This is a genomic window from Actinoplanes sp. NPDC049681 (assembly GCF_044465265.1).
Taxonomy (GTDB): domain Bacteria; phylum Actinomycetota; class Actinomycetes; order Mycobacteriales; family Micromonosporaceae; genus Actinoplanes.
Genome location: NZ_JBITLP010000008.1, coordinates 1 through 18,192 on the forward strand (window position 1 = coordinate 1; position 18,192 = coordinate 18,192).

Below are 18,192 nucleotides of genomic sequence, written 5' to 3' on the forward strand. Positions count from 1 at the left end.
CCCCTATCAAGGGGGGGGGGCGGGGTTCACAAACAACCAAAAAACCGCCCCACCAGCCGTCTTGGTCACCCCGGCCCCCCACCGTCAACCGCAAGAAATCCCGCAATGGTTTGCGACAACACCCCAGGGGCACCCCGAAAACCATGAAGCTCGGATACAAACTGTCAGCCGAGGGCTTCGGCCCCAAAGAGCTGATCGACCAGGCGCAAAAAGCGGAACGAGCCGGCTTCGACTTCGTCGAGATCAGCGACCACTACCACCCCTGGCTCGACACCCAAGGCCATTCCCCGTTCGCGTGGACGGTCCTCGGCGCCATCGCCGCCCGCACGGAACGCATCGGCCTGGCCACCGGCGTCACCTGCCCCACGGTCCGCTACCACCCGGCGATCATCGCGCAGGCCGCCGCCACCCTGGCGATCACCTCCGACAACCGCTTCACCCTCGGCATCGGCGCGGGGGAGCGGCTCAACGAGCACGTCGTCGGCCAGGGCTTCCCGAGCGTCCGCGGCCGGCACGAGCGCCTGCGTGAGGCCCTGGAGATCATCAAGCTGCTGTGGCAGGGCGGCTACCAGTCGTACGAGGGCAAGCACCTGCAGCTCGAGGACGCCCGCGTCTTCGACCTGCCGGACGAGTTGCCCGTCATCGCCGTCGCCGCGGGCGGCAGGAATGCGGCCACCCTGGCGGCGGAGCTGGGCGACGGCCTGTTCGTCACCGAGCCGCGAGCGGACCTCGTCGAGGCCTACCGCGGGGCGGGCGGCGCCGGGCCGCGCTACGCCGAGGTACCGATGGCCTGGGCGACCACCGAGGAGGCCGGCGTGCAGGAGGCGCTGCGGACCACCCGCTGGGCGCTGACCGGCTGGAAGGTGATGAGCGAGCTGCCCAATCCCGCCAACTTCGAGGCCGCGTCGCAGACCGTCCGCGAGGAGGACATCCGCGGGCAGTTCGCCGTCGGCCCGCATCCCGAGCCGTACGTGGAGGCGGTGCGGAAGTACGCCGATGCGGGCTACGACCACATCGTCCTGCAGAACGCCGGCCCGGATCCGGAAGGCTTCATCGACTTCTTCCACAAGGACCTCGGTGACAGGCTGCGCGCCCTGTAATCAGTCCACGAGCTTGTCCAGGACGGCGGGGAGCCGGGCGATCAGGGCCCGTTCCTCGCCGTCGAGCGTCTGCAGGGCGGCGGCGATCCGGGCGGACCGCTGCCGCCGTTCTTCGGTCAGCCGCCGGGTGCCCGTACCGTTGAGCGTCACGACGACCCGCCGCCGGTCGTCCTCGGCGGCACCGAGGCTCACCAGGCCCTGATCGTTGAGCAGGTTGATCGTCCGGGTCATGGACTGGTGCTTCACCCGCTCGCGCCGCGCGAGGTCGGCGATGGACAGCGGCCCCGTCCGGGCGAGGTGTCCCAGCACCGCGACCTGGCTGCGCGGCATCGTGTCGTACGCCCGCACCCGCCGCACGAAGTCACCCACGGCCGTCCGCAGCTCCTCGGCCAGGTCGGTGAGATCCGCGTCATGGTCCATGGCCCAACAATACAGCCTTGCTGTACGTTCGAAAACTACAGCAAGCCTGTATTTTTGAGGAGCCGTCATGGATCACGACCCGTACGCCAAGGCCTTCCCCGTCCCGGCGTTCCCGCTGGCCAGCACCGACTTCGCGCCCGGCGGGCCGCTGCCGCCGTCCGCCTGCGCGACCGTGGACGGTCCCGGTGAGTCGCCGGCGCTGTCCTGGGGGCCCCTGCCGCAGGCCGCCCGCAGCGTGGTGGTCACCGCCTTCGACGCGGACGCCCCGATTCCCGGCGGGCTCTGGCACTGGGTGGTCAAGGACATCCCGGCCTCGGTCGGCGGCCTGCCCCGGGGCGCTGCCGACCGGCTGCCGGCGGGTGCCTGCCACCTCGCCAACGACCTGGGCCGCGCCGCGTACTCCGGGGCGAAGCCGCCGCCGGGAACCGGCACCCACCGCATGTTCCTCGCGGTCACCGCCCTGGATGTCGAGGTCCTGGAGGTCCCGGCCGGCGCGAGCCTCGCCATGCTGCACATCCTCATGGTCCCGCACACCGTCGGCCGCGGGGTCCTGGTCGGCACCAGCGTCGCTCCTTGATGGACGATCGCGTTTCCGCGGGAGGCGCTCCGGGTAGCGGTGGTGCATGCGTCCAGACGTCCTGTTGCGCGCCGCCGTGCTCGGCGCCTCCGCCGGTGCCCGCAGTGTGACCCCGCTGGCGACGCTGGCCCAGGACGGCGGCGGCCGCTGGGTGCGCGTCCTCACGCTGGCCGCCGCAGGTGGCGAGCTCGTCGCCGACAAGCTTCCCGGGACGCCCAGCCGGCTACTGCCCGGACCGCTCGCCGGCCGGCTCCTCCTGGGTGCCGTCGCCGGCGGCTGGTACGCCCGTCGCCGCGGACAGTCCGTGGTCGTGCCGGCCGTGACCGCGGCCGCCGCGGCCGCCGCCGCGAGCTGGGCGGGAGCGCGCTGGCGTGCCGTCGGCGCGCGTCACGGGCTCGCCGTTCCCGCGGCTCTCGCCGAGGACGGTGCCGCGCTCACCCTGGCGGGGGCCGCCACCCGCCGCTGAGCCGGGTCCGAGGCGCAACCCGCTCACGCCGTGCTGGCGAATGGGCGCCGTTCACCCGATGTGATGGCTTCGACACGCATGCTCGGGGTACAGGCGGGGCCATGACGATCCAGATCGACCGAGCCGCGGCACCGGGGCGCCGCGCCGTGCCCGAGACCGGCGACGTGACCGTGGTGGTCGCGACCCGCAACCGCCGTGACCGGCTGCGGGAGACCATCCCCCGGCACGCCGCCCCGGTCGTCCTCGTGGACAACGGCTCCGACGACGGCGGCCCGGACGACCATCCCGGCGTCGACGTGGTCCGGCTGGGGGAGAACCGGGGAGCGGCGGCCCGCAACGTCGGGGTGGAGCGGGCGGGGACGAAGTACGTAGCGTTCGCCGACGACGACTCGTACTGGGAGCCCGGGTCGCTGGCGTGCGCCGCGGCGCTGCTCGACGCGTACCCCCGGACGGCGTTGCTCTCCGCCCGGGTGCTGGTCGGGCCGGAAGGGCGGGAGGATCCGATCTCGGTGGCCATGGCCGGCGCGCAGCTCGGCGTGCCCGCCGACGCACCCGGCCCGGCCATCCTCGGCTTCCTGGCCTGCGCCGTCGTGGTCCGGCGGGACGCCTTCCTGGCGGCCGGCGGTTTCGAGCCGGCTCTGCACGTGTACGGCGAGGAGGCGCTGCTCGCGATGGACCTCGCCGCCGCCGGGCACCGGCTGGCCTACGCGCCGACGCTGACCGTGCGGCACCTGCCCCTTCCCGGCGGCCGCGACCCCGGGGCCCGGCGCCGCCTCGAGGTGCGCAACCGGGTGCTGACCGCGATGCTGCGGCGGCCGCCGGGGGTGGTACGGCGTACCGTGGCGGCGGCCTGGAGGCAGGACCGCGCCGGGGTGACCGACGCGGTGCGGATGGCGCCCTGGGCCCTGAGGCAGCGGCGGGCGCTGCCCCAGGACGTCGAGCGGGATCTCGTCACGATCGGCGGCTGAGCCGGCTCACCAGCCGGCCGGCGGTGCCTCGATGTGGACGGCCTTGGTGACCGTCAGCTCGTCGAGCAGCTCGGGGCCGTACCCGAAGCCCTGGCCGCTGCCGCGGCGCGGGTGGGCGGCGCCGCCCGGAGCTCCGCCGAAGACGGCGTTGATCTTCACCGTGCCTGCCGGCAGCTCCCGCCAGGCCTGCTGCGCGTGGCTCATCGAGCCGGTGAGGACGGTGGCGGCCAGCCCGTACGGCGAGTCGGCCGCGCGGGCCAGCGCCTCGGTGAACGAGTCGACCACGACCACCGGGGCGACCGGGCCGAACGTCTCCTCGCGCACGACCGCCATGTCGTCGGTGCAGTCGGCCAGGACGGTCGGCGGGTAGAACGCGCCCGGCCCGTCCGGCACGGCGCCGCCGGTCAGCACCCGGGCGCCCGCCTCGACGGCGGCGCTGACCTGGGCGTGCACGGCGTCGCGCAGCCGGGTGTCGACCAGCGGGCCGATCTGCCCGGCCCACGTCCCGGCCTCGGCGGTCAGCGCCTCGAGGAACGGCCCGGCGATGTCCCGGTGCACGTAGATCCGTTCGACCGCCACGCAGATCTGGCCCGAGTTCACGAACGCGCCGAGGGCCGCCTGCTGCGCCGCCCACACCGGGTCCACATCGGCGTCGACGACCAGCGGGTCGCTGCCGCCGTTCTCCAGCAGGGCCTTGGCCCCGGTACGCGCGCACGCCGCCGCGATGGCCCGCCCGGTGGTGGTGGAGCCGACGTGCGCCACCACGTCCACCTCGGACCCGGCGAGTGCGGCGCCGACCGGGCCGTCGCCGTTGAGCAGCGAGAGCACGCCGCCGGGGAAGTGCGGCGCGAGGATTCGGGCGAGCCGCCAGCCCGTCGCCGGGGTGCGCTCGCTGGGCTTGTAGATAACGGTGTTCCCGGTGACCAGAGCCGCGCCGATCAGGCCGCAGGACACGGCGACGGGGTCGTTCCACGGAGTGATGGCGGCGACGACACCGCGTGGTCCGTACGCCATCAGGTCGATCGCCTCGTCGTTGCCGGCCAGGCTGCGGCCGCGGTGCGTCGGGCCGAGCTCGGCGTACTGGCGCAGCGTGGCGACGCCCGCGCCGATCGAGTCCTTCGCCCCGTCCACGGGCTTGCCCATCTCCGCGTTCATGATGGTGGCGAGCTCGTCCGCCGCCGCCTCGACCGCGTTCGCCGCCGCATGCAACGCCGCGGCCCGGGCCGCCGGTGCGGTCCGCGCCCAGCCGGGCGCGGCGTCGCGGGCAGCCTTCACCGCCGCCGGGACATCCGACTCGGAGGCGACCGGCACGGTGGTGACGGGCTGACCGTCCATAGGGTTCAAAACGGTCAAATTGCGTGTACCGCTGCCGGTTCCCCAGACTCCACCGATGAGCTGTTCGATGTCATACATGGGTGGGCGGGTGCCCTGGCCGGGCTGTTTCAAACGGACTATCAGTGCAGCTCACTGCGCGAATAAAGAAGTTTCGAAGAAGTCGATGATCATGTGAGTACTTCCGCGGGAGGCGGGTATCCGCGGCCCCATGCGAGTCCTGGGAATCAATGCGATCTTCCACGATCCGGCCGCCGCGCTGATCGTCGACGGTCAGGTGGTCGCCGCCGCGGAGGAGGAACGGTTCAGCCGGCGCAAGCACGGCAAGCGTCCCGTACCGTTCTCGGCCTGGGAGCTGCCGGAGCTGTCCGCCGCCTGGTGCCTGGAGGAGGCCGGCCTGAAGCCGGGCGACCTCGACGCGGTCGCCTACTCCTTCGACCCGGGGCTGTCGCGGGACGCCGAGAGCCTCGGCCTCAACGACCCGTGGGACCACCTGCGCGTCGACTACGCCCGGCGGGCACCGCAGTTCCTCGCCGGTGCCCTGCCCGGCCTCGACCCGGAGCAGGTCCGCTTCGTGCCGCACCACGTCGCGCACGCCGCGTCGGCCGGGCTCTCGGTCCCCGAGGACAGCGCCGTGCTGGTGCTCGACGGCCGCGGCGAGATCGCGAGCCACCTCGCGGGCGTGTACCGCGACGGGCAGCTCACCACACTCGCCAGCCAGCAGCTGCCGCACTCGCTCGGGCTGCTCTACGAGGACCTCACCCGCCACCTCGGCTTCATGCACTCCTCGGACGAGTACAAGGTGATGGCGCTGGCCTCGTACGGCCGGCCGCGGTACCTCGACCTGTTCCGGGAATGGGTGCACGCCAACGACGACGGCGGCTTCACGGTCGAGCGGATCGACTGGTCGGCGCTGGCCAAGGCGCGTACGGCCGACGGCGAGATGACCGACGCCCACGCCGACCTCGCCTCGAGCGTGCAGGTGCGCCTCGAGGAGGTCCTGCTCGACCTGGCCCGGTGGACGTACGAGGCCTCCGGCGGCGTCAAGACCCTCACGATGGCCGGCGGCACGGCGCTCAACTGCGTGGCCAACGCGCGGATCGCCGCCGAGGGCCCGTTCGACCGGGTGTGGGTGCAGCCCGCGGCCGGCGACTCCGGCACCGCGCTCGGCGCCGCCCTCTCGGTCGCCCGCGCGGGTGGCGCCGTCGCCCCGTTCGCCGGCGCCGACCTGGGCCGGGGCTGGAGCGACGAGGAGCTCGAGGCCGAGCTGAAGCGGGCCGCCCTGCCGTACACCCGGCCCGAGTCGATCGCTGCCGAGGCCGCCCGGGTGCTCGCGGGCAACGGCATCGTCGCCTGGTACCAGGGCCGCAGCGAGTACGGCCCGCGCGCGTTGGGACACCGGTCGCTGCTCGCCCACCCCGGCGACGCCGACACCCAGACCCGGATGAACAACGTCAAGGGGCGCGAGCAGTTCCGCCCGATCGCGCCGATGGTGCGCGCCGAGCGCTTCGCCGACATCTTCGAGGGCGTCTACCCGAGCCCGTACATGCTGTTCGTCCACAAGGTCAAGCCGGAATGGAAGGACCGCATCCCGGCCGTCACGCACGTCGACGGCACCGCCCGCGTGCAGACCGTCCACACCGAGACCGAGCCGGTGGTGGCCGAGATGCTGGCCGAGTTCGAGCGGCTCACCGGGCTCCCGGTGGTGGTCAACACCTCGCTGAACACCGCCGGGCGGCCCATGGTGGACACTCCGCGCGAGGCGATGGAGCTGTTCGGTTCGGCGCCGGTGGACCTGCTGGCCCTCGGCCCCTTCGCCGTGCACCGTGCGTCCGCCTTCGGGGACGGTCGATGAGCGGCATATCCGTGGTCGTCCCCACCCTCGGCAGGCCGAGCCTCACCGCGTTGCTCACCGCACTGGCGGCGGGTGAACCGGCCCCGGGCCCCGTGGAGTTCCTGGTCGTCGACGACCGGCCGGCGGCGGCCGAGGAGCTGCCGGTGCCGGCCGGCATCGACGTGAAGGTCCTCACCGGCCGCGCCGCCGGACCGGCCGCCGCCCGCAACGTCGGCTGGCAGGCCGCGACCCACGAGTGGGTGGCCTTCCTCGACGACGACGTGCTGCCGGACCCGGACTGGCTGTCCACGTTGCACGACGACCTGACCGGTGCGGGCCCGGAGGTCGGGGGAGTGCAGGGCAACCTGCGGGTGCCGCTGCCCGGCGACCGGCGCCCGACGGACTGGGAACGGGTCACCGCCGCGCTGGCCGACGGCGCCTGGATCACCGCGGACATGGCGTACCGGCGGTCGGCGCTCGCCGCCACCGGTGGCTTCGACGAGCGGCTCCCGCGTGCGTTCCGGGAGGACGCCGAGCTCGCGTACCGCGTGCGGCGGGCCGGCTTCGCGCTGGTCAAGGGGGCGCGGACGGTCACCCATCCGGTGCGGCCGGAGGACCGGTGGATCAGCGTACGCACCCAGCGCGGCAACGCCGACGACGCGCTCCTGCGGCACCTGTACGGCCGCGACTGGCGTGAGCGCCTCGAGATCCCACCCGGGCGCCGCCGCCGGCATGTGACGGTGACCGCCGCGGGGGCTCTCGCCGTGGCGCTCGCCGTCACGGCGGCACTGACCCGGCGGCGGCCGGTGGTCACCGCCGCGGCGGCCGCTGCCGCGTTCTGGGCCGCCGGGACCGCGGAGTTCGCCGCCGCCCGGATCAAGCCCGGGCCCGGGGACGCCCGCGAGGTCACCACGATGGTGCTGACCAGCGCGGCCATCCCGCCCGTGGCTACCGTCCACTGGCTGCGAGGCTGGGCGAGGTGGCGTGGGGCCGTACCGGTGGAGCCGCGACGGTGAGCGGCCTGTACGACGCAGTCCTGTTCGACCGGGACGGCACGCTGATCGTCGACGTCCCGTACAACGGCGACCCCGCGCTGGTGCGGCCGATGCCGGGCGCCCGGGCGGCGCTGGACCGGCTGCGCGCCGCGGGTCTGCGGCTGGGCGTGGTCACCAACCAGTCCGGCCTGGCCCGGGGCCGGTTCACCGCCGAGCAGCTGCGCGCCGTGCACGCCCGGGTCGAGCAGCTGCTGGGACCCTTCGACACCTGGCAGATCTGCCCGCACGACGACACCGCCGGCTGCCGGTGCCGCAAACCCGCCCCCGGCCTGGTCGAGGACGCGGCGACCGCCCTCGGCACGGTGCCGCAGCGCTGCGTGGTCGTCGGTGACATCGGCCGCGACATGGTGGCCGCCGGCGCCGCCGGTGCGACCGGCATCATCGTGCCCACCGAGGTCACCCTCGCCCCGGAGGTGGCCGCCGCCCCCTCGGGCGCCGCCGACATGGCCGAAGCCGTGGACCTGATCCTGCAGCGGCAGGTGCTGGTGACCCCGGCGGATACCCGGGAACGGGCGGGAACGGTGCTGGTCGTCCGCTCCGACTCCGCCGGCGACGTCCTGCTGACCGGCCCCGGCATCCGGGCCGTCGCGGCCGGCGCCGAGCGCGTGGTGCTGCTGTGCGGGCCGCGCGGCCGGGCCGCCGCCGAACTCCTGCCCGGCGTCGACGAGATCATCGAGGCCCGGCTGCCCTGGATCGACCCGCAACCGTCGCCGGTGGACGCCGGATTCGTCGCCGGGCTGACCGCGCGGCTGGCCGCCATCGGCGCCGACGAGGCCGTCGTGTTCACCTCGTTCCACCAGTCGGCGCTGCCGTTGGCCCTGCTCCTGCGCGCCGCCGGGGTCGGCCGGATCACCGCGATCAGCGACGACTACCCCGGATCGCTGCTCGACGTGCGGCACCGCGTACCGGCAGGGGTGCCGGAGGCGGAACGGGCCCGCTCGGTCGCCGCCGCCGCGGGGTTCGCCCTGCCGGCGACCGACGACGGTGGCCTGCGCGTCGACCTCGGACCGGTCCGGGCCGGCACCTACGTCGTCGTGCATCCGGGCGCCTCCGTCGAGGCGCGGTCCTGCCCGCCGGAGAACGTCCGGGCGATCGTGTCCGCCCTCGCCGCCGAGGGGCACGAGGTGCTCGTCACCGGCGGCCCGGACGAGCGCGACCTCGCCGCGTACGTGGCCGGTACGGACGCCACCGACGTGGGACCGACCAGCATGGCCGACCTCGCCCGCCTGCTCGCCGGCGCGGCCTGCGTGGTGGTCGCGAACACCGGCCCGGCGCACCTGGCCGCCGCGGTCGGCACCCCCGTCGTGAGCCTCTACGCCCCGACCGTCCCCTTCGGGCAGTGGGGCCCCTACCGGGTGCCGCACGTGCGCCTCGGCGACGCCGCCGCGCCGTGCCGGGACACCCGCGCCACACGCTGCCCGGTGGCGGGGCACCCCTGCCTGTCCTCGATCCGGCCCGCCGACGTCCTCGCCGCCCTGCGGCTGCTCGGCGTGCCGGCCCCCGCGAAGCACACGGAAGAGGTAGCCGCGTGAACATCCTGCTCTGGCACGTGCACGGCTCCTGGACGACGTCGTTCGTCCAGGGCAAGCACCGCTACCTCGTCCCGGTCAACGCCGGACGCGACGAGTGGGGGCGCGGCCGCGCCCGTACCTTCGACTGGCCGGAGACCGTCGAGGAGGTCGACGTCGGCGCCCTGCGGCCCGCTGACGTCGACGTGATCGTCCTCCAGCGTCCCGGCGAGCTCGAGCGGATCGCGCACCTGCGGGCCCCGAAGATCTACGTCGAGCACAACACGCCCAAGGGCGACGTCCCGAACTCACGGCACCCGATGGCCGACCGCGATGACCTCGTCATCGCCCACGTGACCCACTTCAACGAGCTGTTCTGGGACACCGGCGCCACTCGCACCACGGTGATCGAGCACGGCATCGTCGAGCCCGCCGCGCGCTGGACCGGCGAGCTCGAGCGGTTCGCGGTCGTCACCAACGAACCCGTGCGGCGCAACCGGGTCACCGGCACCGACCTCATGCCGCGGTTCGCGGCGGTCGCCCCGCTCGACGTGTACGGCATGGGCGTCGCCGGACTGGACCTCGACCGGGTCACCGCGTACGACGATCCGCCGCAGGCGCGGATGCACGAGGCGATCGCCCAGCGGCGGGCGTACCTGCACCTGTGCCGGTGGACGTCGCTGGGACTGAGTCTGATCGAGGCCATGCAGATCGGCATGCCGGTGCTCGCGCTGGCCACCACGGAGGCGATCGCCGCCGTTCCCCCCGACGCCGGTGTGCTCTCCACCCGGGTCGACACCCTGGTCGAGGCGGCGCAGTGGCTGATCGACGAGCCGGAGGCGGCCCGCCGGCTCGGCGCGCGCGCCCGTCAGGTCGCCCTGGCCCGATACGGCCTCGACCGCTTCCTCGCGGACTGGGACCGACTGCTGGAGGAGGAAACATGCGTATCGCGATGATCTCCGAGCACGCCAGCCCCCTGTCCGCCCTCGGCGGGGTGGACGCCGGCGGCCAGAACGCGCACGTCGCCGAGCTCGCCGCGGCCCTTGCCGAGCAGGGCCACGAGGTCCGGGTCTACACCCGACGCGACGACCCGGGCCTGCCCCCGGTAGTGGCCGCGAAGGGCTTCGAGGTGGTGCACGTCCCCGCCGGTCCCGCGGTGACGCTGCCCAAGGACGACCTGCTGCCGTACATGGGCGACTTCGCCGAGTGGACGGCCGCGGACTGGCGCGGCACCTGGCTGCCCGACGTGGTGCACGCGCACTTCTGGATGAGCGGCCTGGCCGCGGTCACCGCCGCCCGCAGCAGCGACGTGCCGGTGGTGCTCACGTACCACGCGCTCGGCTCGGTGAAGCGGCGCCACCAGGGCGCCGCCGACACCAGCCCGGAGCACCGGGTCGCGTACGAACGCCAGCTCGGCCGCGTCGTCGACAAGGTCGTCGTGCAGTGCCAGGACGAGATCCGCGAGCTGCTGGCGATGGGCGTGCCGCGCAGCCAGATGGCCCTGGTGCCGTCCGGCGTCAACACCGACCTGTTCCGCCCCGAGGGACCGGCCGAGCCCCGCGACGCCGACCGCCCGCGCATCCTGACCGTCGGCCGGCTCGTCGAGCGCAAGGGCTACGAGGACCTGATCCGCGCTCTTCCCTCGGTGCCCGGCGCCGAGCTGGTCGTCGTCGGCGGTCCGCCCGACGGCCGCCTCGACGACGACCCGTACGCCCGCCGGCTGCGCGCCCTCGCCCAGCACTGCCGGGTCGGCGACCGGGTACGGCTGGCCGGCGCGGCCGCCTCGGCGGACATGCCCCGCTGGTACCGCTCCGCGGACGTGCTCGCCGCCGCACCCTGGTACGAGCCGTTCGGCCTCACGCCCCTGGAGGCGATGGCGTGCGGCGTACCGGTGGTCGGCACGGCCGTCGGCGGCCTGACCGACACGGTCGTCGACGGCATCACCGGCGACCTCGTCCCGCCCCGTGACCCGCGCGGCCTGGGTGTCGCCCTGCGCCGGCTGCTCACCGACGACATGCGGCGCGTCTCGTACGCGGCGGCGGCGGCCGACCGGGCCGCCCACTCGTACTCCTGGCGGCGCATCGCCACCCGGCTGGCCGCGGTCTACGCGACCGTCGCCGGCGGCACCCTGACCACCACGGATTCCCCCCGAGAGGCGGTTGTGTGATGGACCTGTTGGACTCCCACCTGCGTGGCATGGCGGCGGCGCTCGGCCCGTTCCGGGCCGTGGCGTCCGAGCGGCTGGCCCGCTGGGGCGCCCAGCTCGCCGACCACCTCGGCACCGGCGGGCGGCTGCTGGTGGCCGGCAACGGCGGCAGTGCCGCCGAGGCGCAGCACCTGGCCGCCGAGCTGGTCGGCCGGCTGCGCGACGAGCGGATGCCGCTGTCGGCGATCGCGCTGACTCCGGACTCCTCGGCGGTCACGGCGATCAGCAACGACTACGGCTACGACGAGGTCTTCGCCCGGCAGGTCCGGGCCCACGGCCGCCCGGGCGACGTGCTCATGCTGCTGTCGACCAGCGGCCGCAGCCCCAACCTGGTCCGGGCCGCGCACGCCGCCCGGGAGATGGACGTACGGACGTGGGCGCTGGTCGGCAACGGCCCGAGCCCGCTCGCCGAGGCCTGCGACGAGGCGCTGTGCTGCCCCTCCGACGACTCCCAGGTCGTGCAGGAGCTGCACCTGGTCGCGGTGCACGTCATGTGCGAGTACGTCGACGCGCACCTGCCGGTGGTGCTGGGAAAAGCGCCGGCCGCCCGGCGCGAGGCGGTGCTGGTCCCATGAGCCGCCCGCTGCTGGTCGTCGTCGGCGACACGCTGCTCGACCGCGATGTGGACGGTGCCGTCAGCCGGGTCGCCCCGGACGCGCCGGCGCCGGTCCTCGACGAGCGGTCCGTGTCCGACCGGCCGGGCGGCGCCGGTCTCGCCGCGCTGCTCGCCGCCGGCCAGGACCACGACGTCGCGCTGGTCACCGCGCTGGCGGACGACCCCGCGGGGGCGCGGCTCAGCGAGCTGCTGACCGCCGCGGGGATCGAGGTGTACGCGCTGCCGATGCCGGGCGCCACCCCGGAGAAGATCCGGCTGCGCGCCGGCGGCCAGGTCCTCGTCCGCCTGGACCGCGGCGGTGAGCCGGTCCCGCCCGGCGCCGCTCCCGAGGCGGCGCTGGAGGTCCTGCGGCACGCCACCGCCATCCTGGTCAGCGACTACGGGCGGGGCGTCGCCCGGCACCCGGAACTGCGCCGGGCGCTGGAGGCCGCGAAGGCACCGATCGTCTGGGACCCGCATCCCGCCGGTCCGGCACCGGTGCCCAACGTGCGGCTGGTGACCCCGAACCAGGCCGAGGTCCGCAAGCTGACCGGGGACGCCGGCGGTGGCTCGATGCTCAGCACGGTCCAGCGCGCCGGGCACCAGCTGCGGCAGCGGTGGCGGGCCGGCGCGGTGGTCGTCACCGTCGGCGCCGCCGGGGCGGTGCTGTGCCACAACGGGCCGACGCCGCTGGTCGTGCCGGCGCCGCAGGATGCCGACGGGGACACCTGCGGGGCGGGGGACCGGTTCGCGTCCACCGCGGCGCTCGCGCTGGCCCGGGGCGCCCTGGTCTCGGAGGCGGTCCAGGAGGCCGTCGCCGCCGCCACCGCGTACGTCGCCGCGGGCGGGGTCACCGCGGCTCTGGCACCCGGGGAGCCGGCGGCCGAGCCGGAGCGGATCGGTGCCGCCGAGGCGGGGAAGCTCGTGGCCGACGTGCGGGCCCGTGGTGGCACGGTGGTGGCGACGGGCGGCTGCTTCGACCTGCTCCACATCGGGCACCTGGCCACCCTGCAGGCCGCCCGCAAGCTCGGCGACTGCCTCGTGGTGTGCCTCAACTCCGACCGCAGCGTCTCGGCGCTCAAGGGCCCCGACCGGCCGCTGACCCGCCAGGCCGACCGGGCCCGGCTGCTCGCCGCCCTCGACTGCGTCGACGCGGTCGTCGTCTTCGACGAGCCGACGCCGGAGGCCGTGCTGACCTGGCTGCGGCCGGACGTGTGGGTCAAGGGCGGCGACTACGCCGACGGCGGCCCGGACCTGCCCGAGGCCGAGCTGGTGCACCGCTGGGGCGGGCAGACCGTGATCGTCCCCTATCTCGACGGCCGTTCCACCACCAAGACCATCGCCGCGGCCCAGGCCGCCGCTTCCAGGAGGTAAGCATGGACGCAGTCATCGTCACCGGCGGGTCCAGCGGGCTCGGCGCCGCCGTCGTCGACGCCGTCGTGAAGGCCGGCGGCCGCCCGTTCGTCATCGACCGTCAGCCGCCGAAGGAGGGCGTCGAGTGGGTCGAGTGCGACCTGGCCGACACCCGCGCCGCGGAGGCGGCCACCCGGGAGCTCATCGAGCGGGCCGGCGGCAGCGTCGACGGCGTGGTGACCGCGGCCGGCATGGACGTGCCCGGCGCCCTCGCCGACGTCCCGGGCGAGACCTGGGACCGGATCGTCACCATCGACCTGCTCTCCACCGCCGCCGTCATCCGGGCCGCGATCCCGGCGCTCAAGCGGTCCCACGGCGGCGTGGTGACGGTCGCGTCGACGCTGGGCGTCAAGGCGGTCAGCGACGCCACGGCGTACTGCGCCGCGAAGTTCGGCGTCGTGGGCTTCACCCGGGCCCTGTCGGCCGAGCTCGCCGGGCAGGTCAACGTCACCCTGGTGATCCCGGGTGGCATGCGGACGAAGTTCTTCGACGACCGCGACGCGCAGTACAAGCCGGGGCCGGACGCGATCCTGAACGACCCGGCCAACGTGGCGAACGCGATCATGTTCGCGCTCAGCCAGCCCGCCGGCTGCGCGGTCCGCGAGCTCGTCATCGCCGCCGAGCAGGAGAGCTCGTACCCGTGATCCTCGTGCTGCGTGCCCTCGGCGTGGGCGACCTCGCCGCGGGCGTGCCCGCGCTGCGGGCGGTCCGGGCCGCCTTCCCGGCCCGGACCCTCGCCCTCGTCGCGCCCGCCTGGCTGACGCCGCTGATCGACCTGATCGGCGGCGTCGACCGCGTCGTGACCGCCGATGGGCTCACCGCGCCGCTGCCCGCGCTGCCGCCCGTCGAGGTCGCCGTCAACCTGCACGGCAGCGGGCCCGAGTCGCACCGGCTGCTGCAGGCGGTGCGGCCGGCGAAGCTCTGGGCGTTTGCCAGCCCGGACGCGGGGCATCTCGACGGTCCGACCTGGGCCGAGGAGGAACACGAGGTGCGACGCTGGTGCCGGCTGCTGCGCCACTACGGCGTGCCAGCCGATCACACGGATCTGTCCCTGGCCGTGCCGGAGGCCGACGTGCCGCGCGGCGCGACGATCGTGCATCCGGGCGCCAAGTCGCCGTCCCGGCGCTGGCCGCCGCAGCGGTACGCCGCCGTGGCGAAACGCCTGGCGGCGGCCGGGCACCGGGTGCTCATCACCGGTTCCGCCGCCGAGCAGCCGATCGCGCAGCGGGTAGCCGGGCTCGCCGGACTGGGCCCGGACGCCGTCGCGCGGACCGGGCTGGGGGAGCTCGCCGCCCTCGTGGCGCACGCCCGGCTGCTGGTCAGCGGGGACACCGGCATCGCGCACCTGGCGACGGCGTACCGGACGCCCTCGGTCGTCCTCTTCGGCCCGGTGCCGCCGCAGCGCTGGGGGCCGCCGCCGGAGCGTCCGTACCATCGGGCGATCTGGCACGGCACCCGGGCCGAGCGCGGCGACCTGCCCGGGCCGGACGTCCACCCGGCGCTGCTCGCCGTCGGGGTGGACGAGGTGCTGGACGCGGCGGCCGAGGTGGAACGCCATGCGGTTACGGCGTAGCGATCTCGGCAAGCCCGGCTTCGGGCGCCGGCGCAGCGGCAAGGGCTTCACCTACCTCGGCACCGACGGCAAGCCGCTCAAGGACGACGAGGCCGTGGCGCGGATCAAGGACCTCGTCATCCCTCCGGCGTGGACCGACGTGTGGATCAGCACCGACCCGCGCGGGCACATCCAGGCCACAGGGGTCGACGACGCCGGGCGCAAGCAGTACGTCTACCACCCGCAGTGGCGTACCACCCGCGACGAGAAGAAGTTCGACCACGCGCTCGAGGTCGCCGAGCGGCTGCCCGAGATCCGGTCCCGGCTCTGCAGCGACCTCAGCGGCCGGGGCCTCACCCGCGACCGGGTCCTCGCCGCGATCACCCGGCTGCTGGACATGGGCATGTTCCGCGTCGGCAGCGACCAGTACGCCCAGCGCGACGAGGACCCGTCGTTCGGCCTGTCCACGCTGCGCCCGGAACACGTCCGGACCGGCCGCGGGTGCGTGGTGCTGGAGTTCGTCGGCAAGTCCGGCAAGGAGCACGCCAACCCGGTGCGGGACGGTGAGGTGTGCCAGGTGCTGCGCGACCTGCGGCGGCGGCGCAAGGGCGAGGAGCGGCTGTTCGCCTACTGGGACGGCAAGGAGCGGCGGTGGCGGGAGATCCGCGCCGACGACGTCAACGCGTATCTGCGCGAGATCAGCGGGCACGAGATGACCGCGAAGGTGTTCCGGACGTGGCACGGCACGGTCAAGGCGGCCGAGGAGCTGGCCGAGGCCGGGCCGCAGAAGAGCGCGACGGCGCGTAAGAGGGCCGTGTCGCACGCCATGAAGGAGGTGGCCGAGCTGCTCGGCAACACCCCGGCCGTGGCGCGCAGCTCGTACGTCGATCCGCGGGTCGTCGAGGCGTACGAGAAGGGCGAGACCGTCGACGAGCCGACCGAGGAAGCGGTCGTCGACCTGCTCACGGATTGACCGCCGGCCCCGGCGGGAATTCCGGTGTCATGCCTGCACGAGAGAATCTGCCCAGCACGATCCGGCGGTCGCCGCGCAAGGCCCAGGACACGTACGCCGCGACCCTGGACAGCGCGACCGAGCAGTACGGCGACGGCGAGCAAGCGCACCGCACGGCGCTGTCCGCCCTCAAGCACTCCTTCGAGAAGGTCGGCGACCACTGGGAGCCCAAGGAGCGCCGCGGCCCCAGCGACGCCCAGGCGGCGGGCGGCGTGGACACGGACCGCCCCACGGCCGGGGGAGTGGACGCCAACGCGAGCAAGAAGCACCTGCTCGACGTGGCCCGGCGCCTCGACGTCCCCGGCCGGTCGCGGATGACCAAGGCGGAGCTGGTGACCGCGATCGGGAAGGCGAACGCGGCCGCGAGTCGCAGATCACTGGAGGCCGAGCGCCGCAGCTGACCATATCTGGGATAGATTCCCAGATATGAGAGATGCGCTCGACGAGAGGCTGGCCGCCCGGCTCGCCGGCCTGCGCGTGCAGCAGGGCTGGTCGCTGGACGACCTGGCCGCGCGTACGGGCGTGAGCCGGTCGACGCTGTCGCGCCTCGAACGCGGGGAGATCAGCCCGACCGCCTCGCTGCTCGGCAAGCTCTGCTCCGCGTACGGGTGGACGATGTCGCGCCTGCTGGCCGGCGTCGAGTCCGCCCCGCCCGCCGTCGTCCGCGCGCAGGAGCAGGCGATCTGGCACGACGACGCCTCCGGCTTCACCCGCCGGGTCGTGTCGCCCCCGCACGCCGGGCTGCGCGGCGAGATGATCGAGGCGGTGCTGGAGCCGGGCGCGGACATCGCGTACGACGGCCCCGGTGTCCCCGGCCTCGAGCAGCACGTGTGGATTCTCGGCGGCACGCTCCAGCTCACCGACGGCGGCACGACGCACGAGCTGCACGCCGGCGACTGCCTGCGATTCCGCCTGTGGGGCGCCACCCGCTTCCGCAACACCGGCACGGAGCCGGTCCGCTACGCCGTGGTCATGGTGCTGCCGTGATCGAGCGGCTGACCCCCGAGACCTTCGCCGCGGCGCTGCCCGGCCTGGCCGACCTGCTGGTCGACGCGGTGCGGGACGGTGCCTCGGTCGGCTTCCTGGCCGGCTTCGACCACGAACAGGCGACCGCATGGTGGCGTGAGCGGGCCGGCGCCGTTGCCGACGGCAGCCTCGCGGTCTGGACCGCGGCCGGCAGGGGCGGGCTCGCCGGCACCGTCAGCCTGGCGTACGCGGACAAACCCAACGCCCGCCACCGCGCCGAGGTCGTCAAGCTCGCCGTCCACCGTGACCACCGCGGCCGGGGCCTGGGCCGCCGCCTCCTCGCCGCCGCCGAGCAGGCGGCGGCCGTCTCCGGCATCACCCTGCTGCTGCTGGACACCGAGACCGGCAGCGCCGCCGACCACCTCTACCGGTCGGCGGGCTGGCAGCAATACGGCCTCGTCCCCGGCTACGCGGCGGGCCCGGCCGGTGAGCTGCGCGCCTGCAGCTTCTACTACAAGCCGGTTTCTCTTGTCCCCGGGGCCGCCCCGGCCGATGGGGGAGTGTGCCCCGCACCCAGCTCCTGATCGACTTCGGCGAGGTCATCAGCGTCGCGCAGCCGGCCGCCGAGGTGGCCGCCATGGCCGGCGCGGCCGGGCTGCCCGTGGCCGAGTTCACCGCCCGCTACTGGGCCCACCGGGCCGGCTACGACCGCGGCCGCAGCGCCCGGGCGTACTGGGGCGACGTCCTCGGCGCGGCGCCCGGTCGTGCGCTGCTGCGCCGCCTGGTCGAGCTCGACGTGGCCAGCTGGCTGCACCTGAACCCTGCCACGTTGCGGATGTTGGAGGAGGTGCGGGCGGCGGGCGTACCTGTGTCGTTGCTGTCCAACGCCCCCCGTGAACTCGCCCGCGAGCTGGACCGGCACGAAGACCTGAGGCCCTTCGCCCGGCGGCTGTTCAGCGCCGACCTCGCGCGGATCAAGCCGGACCCGGCCGTCTTCGCCATCGCCCTGGACGCGCTCGGGGCGTGCCCGGGCGACGTGGTGTTCGTCGACGACCGCGGTGACAACGTCGCGGCCGCGGCGGCCCTCGGCCTGCGGGCGGTGACCTTCACCGGTACGCCCGAGAGCCTCGCCCTGGTCGCCGGGGCCGCGACGGCGGCCTGATCACCGGCGGCCCGGTGCTCCGCCTA

The 18,192-nt window shown here is 74.7% G+C and carries 20 protein-coding genes; 18 read left to right on the plus strand and 2 right to left on the minus strand.

Going from position 1 to position 18,192, the window contains the following annotated elements; genetic code table 11:
- Positions 1-143: 143 nt before the first annotated feature.
- Positions 144-1,100 (plus strand): TIGR03557 family F420-dependent LLM class oxidoreductase, encoded by a 957-nt coding sequence (locus ACIBO8_RS27580; protein ID WP_396118226.1) that lies wholly within the window; start codon positions 144-146, stop codon positions 1,098-1,100.
- On the opposite strand, the gene ACIBO8_RS27585 is transcribed toward ACIBO8_RS27580, so the two are convergent.
- On the minus strand, positions 1,101-1,520 hold the full coding sequence (locus ACIBO8_RS27585; RefSeq protein ID WP_396118227.1) for a MarR family winged helix-turn-helix transcriptional regulator: 420 nt from the start codon (positions 1,518-1,520) through the stop codon (positions 1,101-1,103).
- Between the two features lie 67 nt (positions 1,521-1,587).
- On the opposite strand from ACIBO8_RS27585, the gene ACIBO8_RS27590 reads away from it, so the two are divergent.
- From ACIBO8_RS27590 to ACIBO8_RS27600, 3 genes are all read left to right on the plus strand, one after another.
- Positions 1,588-2,097, plus strand: a complete 510-nt coding sequence (locus ACIBO8_RS27590; protein WP_396118228.1) for a YbhB/YbcL family Raf kinase inhibitor-like protein — start codon at positions 1,588-1,590, stop codon at positions 2,095-2,097.
- Positions 2,098-2,143: 46 nt separating this feature from the next.
- Entirely contained in the window at positions 2,144-2,563 is a 420-nt protein-coding gene (locus tag ACIBO8_RS27595; protein ID WP_396118229.1) for a hypothetical protein, read from the plus strand.
- A 101-nt stretch (positions 2,564-2,664) separates the two neighbouring features.
- A complete protein-coding gene (locus ACIBO8_RS27600) occupies positions 2,665-3,531 on the plus strand; it encodes a glycosyltransferase family 2 protein (RefSeq protein WP_396118230.1) in 867 nt (288 codons plus the stop codon).
- Between the two features lie 6 nt (positions 3,532-3,537).
- Here ACIBO8_RS27600 and ACIBO8_RS27605 read toward each other — a convergent pair whose 3' ends face one another.
- A complete protein-coding gene (locus ACIBO8_RS27605; protein ID WP_396118231.1) occupies positions 3,538-4,944 on the minus strand; it encodes an aldehyde dehydrogenase family protein in 1,407 nt (468 codons plus the stop codon).
- A gap of 130 nt (positions 4,945-5,074) precedes the next feature.
- On the opposite strand from ACIBO8_RS27605, the gene ACIBO8_RS27610 reads away from it, so the two are divergent.
- From ACIBO8_RS27610 to ACIBO8_RS27675, 14 genes are read left to right on the plus strand one after another with little or no spacing between them, the layout of a single operon-like run.
- Positions 5,075-6,718, plus strand: coding sequence for a carbamoyltransferase (locus ACIBO8_RS27610; RefSeq protein WP_396118232.1), 1,644 nt, complete (start codon positions 5,075-5,077; stop codon positions 6,716-6,718).
- On the plus strand, positions 6,715-7,713 hold the full coding sequence (locus tag ACIBO8_RS27615; RefSeq protein WP_396118233.1) for a glycosyltransferase family 2 protein: 999 nt from the start codon (positions 6,715-6,717) through the stop codon (positions 7,711-7,713). Before ACIBO8_RS27610 ends, ACIBO8_RS27615 begins: the two co-directional genes overlap by 4 nt.
- A complete protein-coding gene (locus ACIBO8_RS27620) occupies positions 7,710-9,284 on the plus strand; it encodes an HAD-IIIA family hydrolase (protein WP_396118234.1) in 1,575 nt (524 codons plus the stop codon). Before ACIBO8_RS27615 ends, ACIBO8_RS27620 begins: the two co-directional genes overlap by 4 nt.
- Positions 9,281-10,216: a glycosyltransferase gene (locus ACIBO8_RS27625; RefSeq protein WP_396118235.1), complete on the plus strand. Its 936-nt coding sequence runs from the start codon at positions 9,281-9,283 to the stop codon at positions 10,214-10,216. Before ACIBO8_RS27620 ends, ACIBO8_RS27625 begins: the two co-directional genes overlap by 4 nt.
- Positions 10,201-11,427 carry a glycosyltransferase gene (locus tag ACIBO8_RS27630; protein WP_396118236.1) on the plus strand — a complete coding sequence of 409 codons (1,227 nt, stop codon included), beginning with the start codon at positions 10,201-10,203 and terminating at the stop codon, positions 11,425-11,427. Before ACIBO8_RS27625 ends, ACIBO8_RS27630 begins: the two co-directional genes overlap by 16 nt.
- Positions 11,427-12,041, plus strand: coding sequence for an SIS domain-containing protein (locus tag ACIBO8_RS27635; RefSeq protein ID WP_396118237.1), 615 nt, complete (start codon positions 11,427-11,429; stop codon positions 12,039-12,041). The genes ACIBO8_RS27630 and ACIBO8_RS27635 overlap by 1 nt, the downstream gene beginning before the upstream one ends.
- Positions 12,038-13,435, plus strand: coding sequence for a PfkB family carbohydrate kinase (locus ACIBO8_RS27640; RefSeq protein WP_396118238.1), 1,398 nt, complete (start codon positions 12,038-12,040; stop codon positions 13,433-13,435). The genes ACIBO8_RS27635 and ACIBO8_RS27640 overlap by 4 nt, the downstream gene beginning before the upstream one ends.
- A gap of 2 nt (positions 13,436-13,437) precedes the next feature.
- Entirely contained in the window at positions 13,438-14,118 is a 681-nt protein-coding gene (locus ACIBO8_RS27645; RefSeq protein WP_396118239.1) for an SDR family oxidoreductase, read from the plus strand.
- Positions 14,115-15,047 (plus strand): glycosyltransferase family 9 protein, encoded by a 933-nt coding sequence (locus ACIBO8_RS27650; protein WP_396118240.1) that lies wholly within the window; start codon positions 14,115-14,117, stop codon positions 15,045-15,047. Before ACIBO8_RS27645 ends, ACIBO8_RS27650 begins: the two co-directional genes overlap by 4 nt.
- Positions 15,031-15,999 (plus strand): DNA topoisomerase IB, encoded by a 969-nt coding sequence (locus ACIBO8_RS27655; protein ID WP_396118241.1) that lies wholly within the window; start codon positions 15,031-15,033, stop codon positions 15,997-15,999. The genes ACIBO8_RS27650 and ACIBO8_RS27655 overlap by 17 nt, the downstream gene beginning before the upstream one ends.
- Before the next feature lie 29 nt (positions 16,000-16,028).
- The gene (locus ACIBO8_RS27660) at positions 16,029-16,439 is read left to right on the plus strand and encodes a ChaB family protein (RefSeq protein WP_396118242.1); all 411 of its coding nucleotides are present in this window, start codon (positions 16,029-16,031) and stop codon (positions 16,437-16,439) included.
- 25 nt (positions 16,440-16,464) lie between these two features.
- Entirely contained in the window at positions 16,465-17,025 is a 561-nt protein-coding gene (locus ACIBO8_RS27665; protein ID WP_396118243.1) for a helix-turn-helix domain-containing protein, read from the plus strand.
- Positions 17,022-17,588 (plus strand): GNAT family N-acetyltransferase, encoded by a 567-nt coding sequence (locus ACIBO8_RS27670; protein WP_396118244.1) that lies wholly within the window; start codon positions 17,022-17,024, stop codon positions 17,586-17,588. The genes ACIBO8_RS27665 and ACIBO8_RS27670 overlap by 4 nt, the downstream gene beginning before the upstream one ends.
- Complete coding sequence (locus ACIBO8_RS27675) at positions 17,567-18,166, plus strand: HAD-IA family hydrolase (protein WP_396118245.1); 600 nt, start codon at positions 17,567-17,569, stop codon at positions 18,164-18,166. Before ACIBO8_RS27670 ends, ACIBO8_RS27675 begins: the two co-directional genes overlap by 22 nt.
- Positions 18,167-18,192 lie beyond the last annotated feature (26 nt).

Bases quoted from the DNA above. Each gene is read 5' to 3' on its own strand.
- ACIBO8_RS27595 (WP_396118229.1), top strand. From the start codon at position 2,144: ATGCGTCCAGACGTCCTGTTGCGCGCCGCCGTGCTCGGCGCCTCCGCC.
- ACIBO8_RS27610 (WP_396118232.1), top strand. From the start codon at position 5,075: ATGCGAGTCCTGGGAATCAATGCGATCTTCCACGATCCGGCCGCCGCG.
- ACIBO8_RS27600 (WP_396118230.1), top strand. From the start codon at position 2,665: ATGACGATCCAGATCGACCGAGCCGCGGCACCGGGGCGCCGCGCCGTG.
- ACIBO8_RS27640 (WP_396118238.1), top strand. From the start codon at position 12,038: ATGAGCCGCCCGCTGCTGGTCGTCGTCGGCGACACGCTGCTCGACCGC.
- ACIBO8_RS27655 (WP_396118241.1), top strand. From the start codon at position 15,031: ATGCGGTTACGGCGTAGCGATCTCGGCAAGCCCGGCTTCGGGCGCCGG.
- ACIBO8_RS27615 (WP_396118233.1), top strand. From the start codon at position 6,715: ATGAGCGGCATATCCGTGGTCGTCCCCACCCTCGGCAGGCCGAGCCTC.
- ACIBO8_RS27660 (WP_396118242.1), top strand. From the start codon at position 16,029: ATGCCTGCACGAGAGAATCTGCCCAGCACGATCCGGCGGTCGCCGCGC.
- ACIBO8_RS27585 (WP_396118227.1), bottom strand. From the start codon at position 1,520: ATGGACCATGACGCGGATCTCACCGACCTGGCCGAGGAGCTGCGGACG.
- ACIBO8_RS27580 (WP_396118226.1), top strand. From the start codon at position 144: ATGAAGCTCGGATACAAACTGTCAGCCGAGGGCTTCGGCCCCAAAGAG.
- ACIBO8_RS27645 (WP_396118239.1), top strand. From the start codon at position 13,438: ATGGACGCAGTCATCGTCACCGGCGGGTCCAGCGGGCTCGGCGCCGCC.
- ACIBO8_RS27605 (WP_396118231.1), bottom strand. From the start codon at position 4,944: ATGTATGACATCGAACAGCTCATCGGTGGAGTCTGGGGAACCGGCAGC.
- ACIBO8_RS27665 (WP_396118243.1), top strand. From the start codon at position 16,465: ATGAGAGATGCGCTCGACGAGAGGCTGGCCGCCCGGCTCGCCGGCCTG.
- ACIBO8_RS27630 (WP_396118236.1), top strand. From the start codon at position 10,201: ATGCGTATCGCGATGATCTCCGAGCACGCCAGCCCCCTGTCCGCCCTC.
- ACIBO8_RS27635 (WP_396118237.1), top strand. From the start codon at position 11,427: ATGGACCTGTTGGACTCCCACCTGCGTGGCATGGCGGCGGCGCTCGGC.
- ACIBO8_RS27590 (WP_396118228.1), top strand. From the start codon at position 1,588: ATGGATCACGACCCGTACGCCAAGGCCTTCCCCGTCCCGGCGTTCCCG.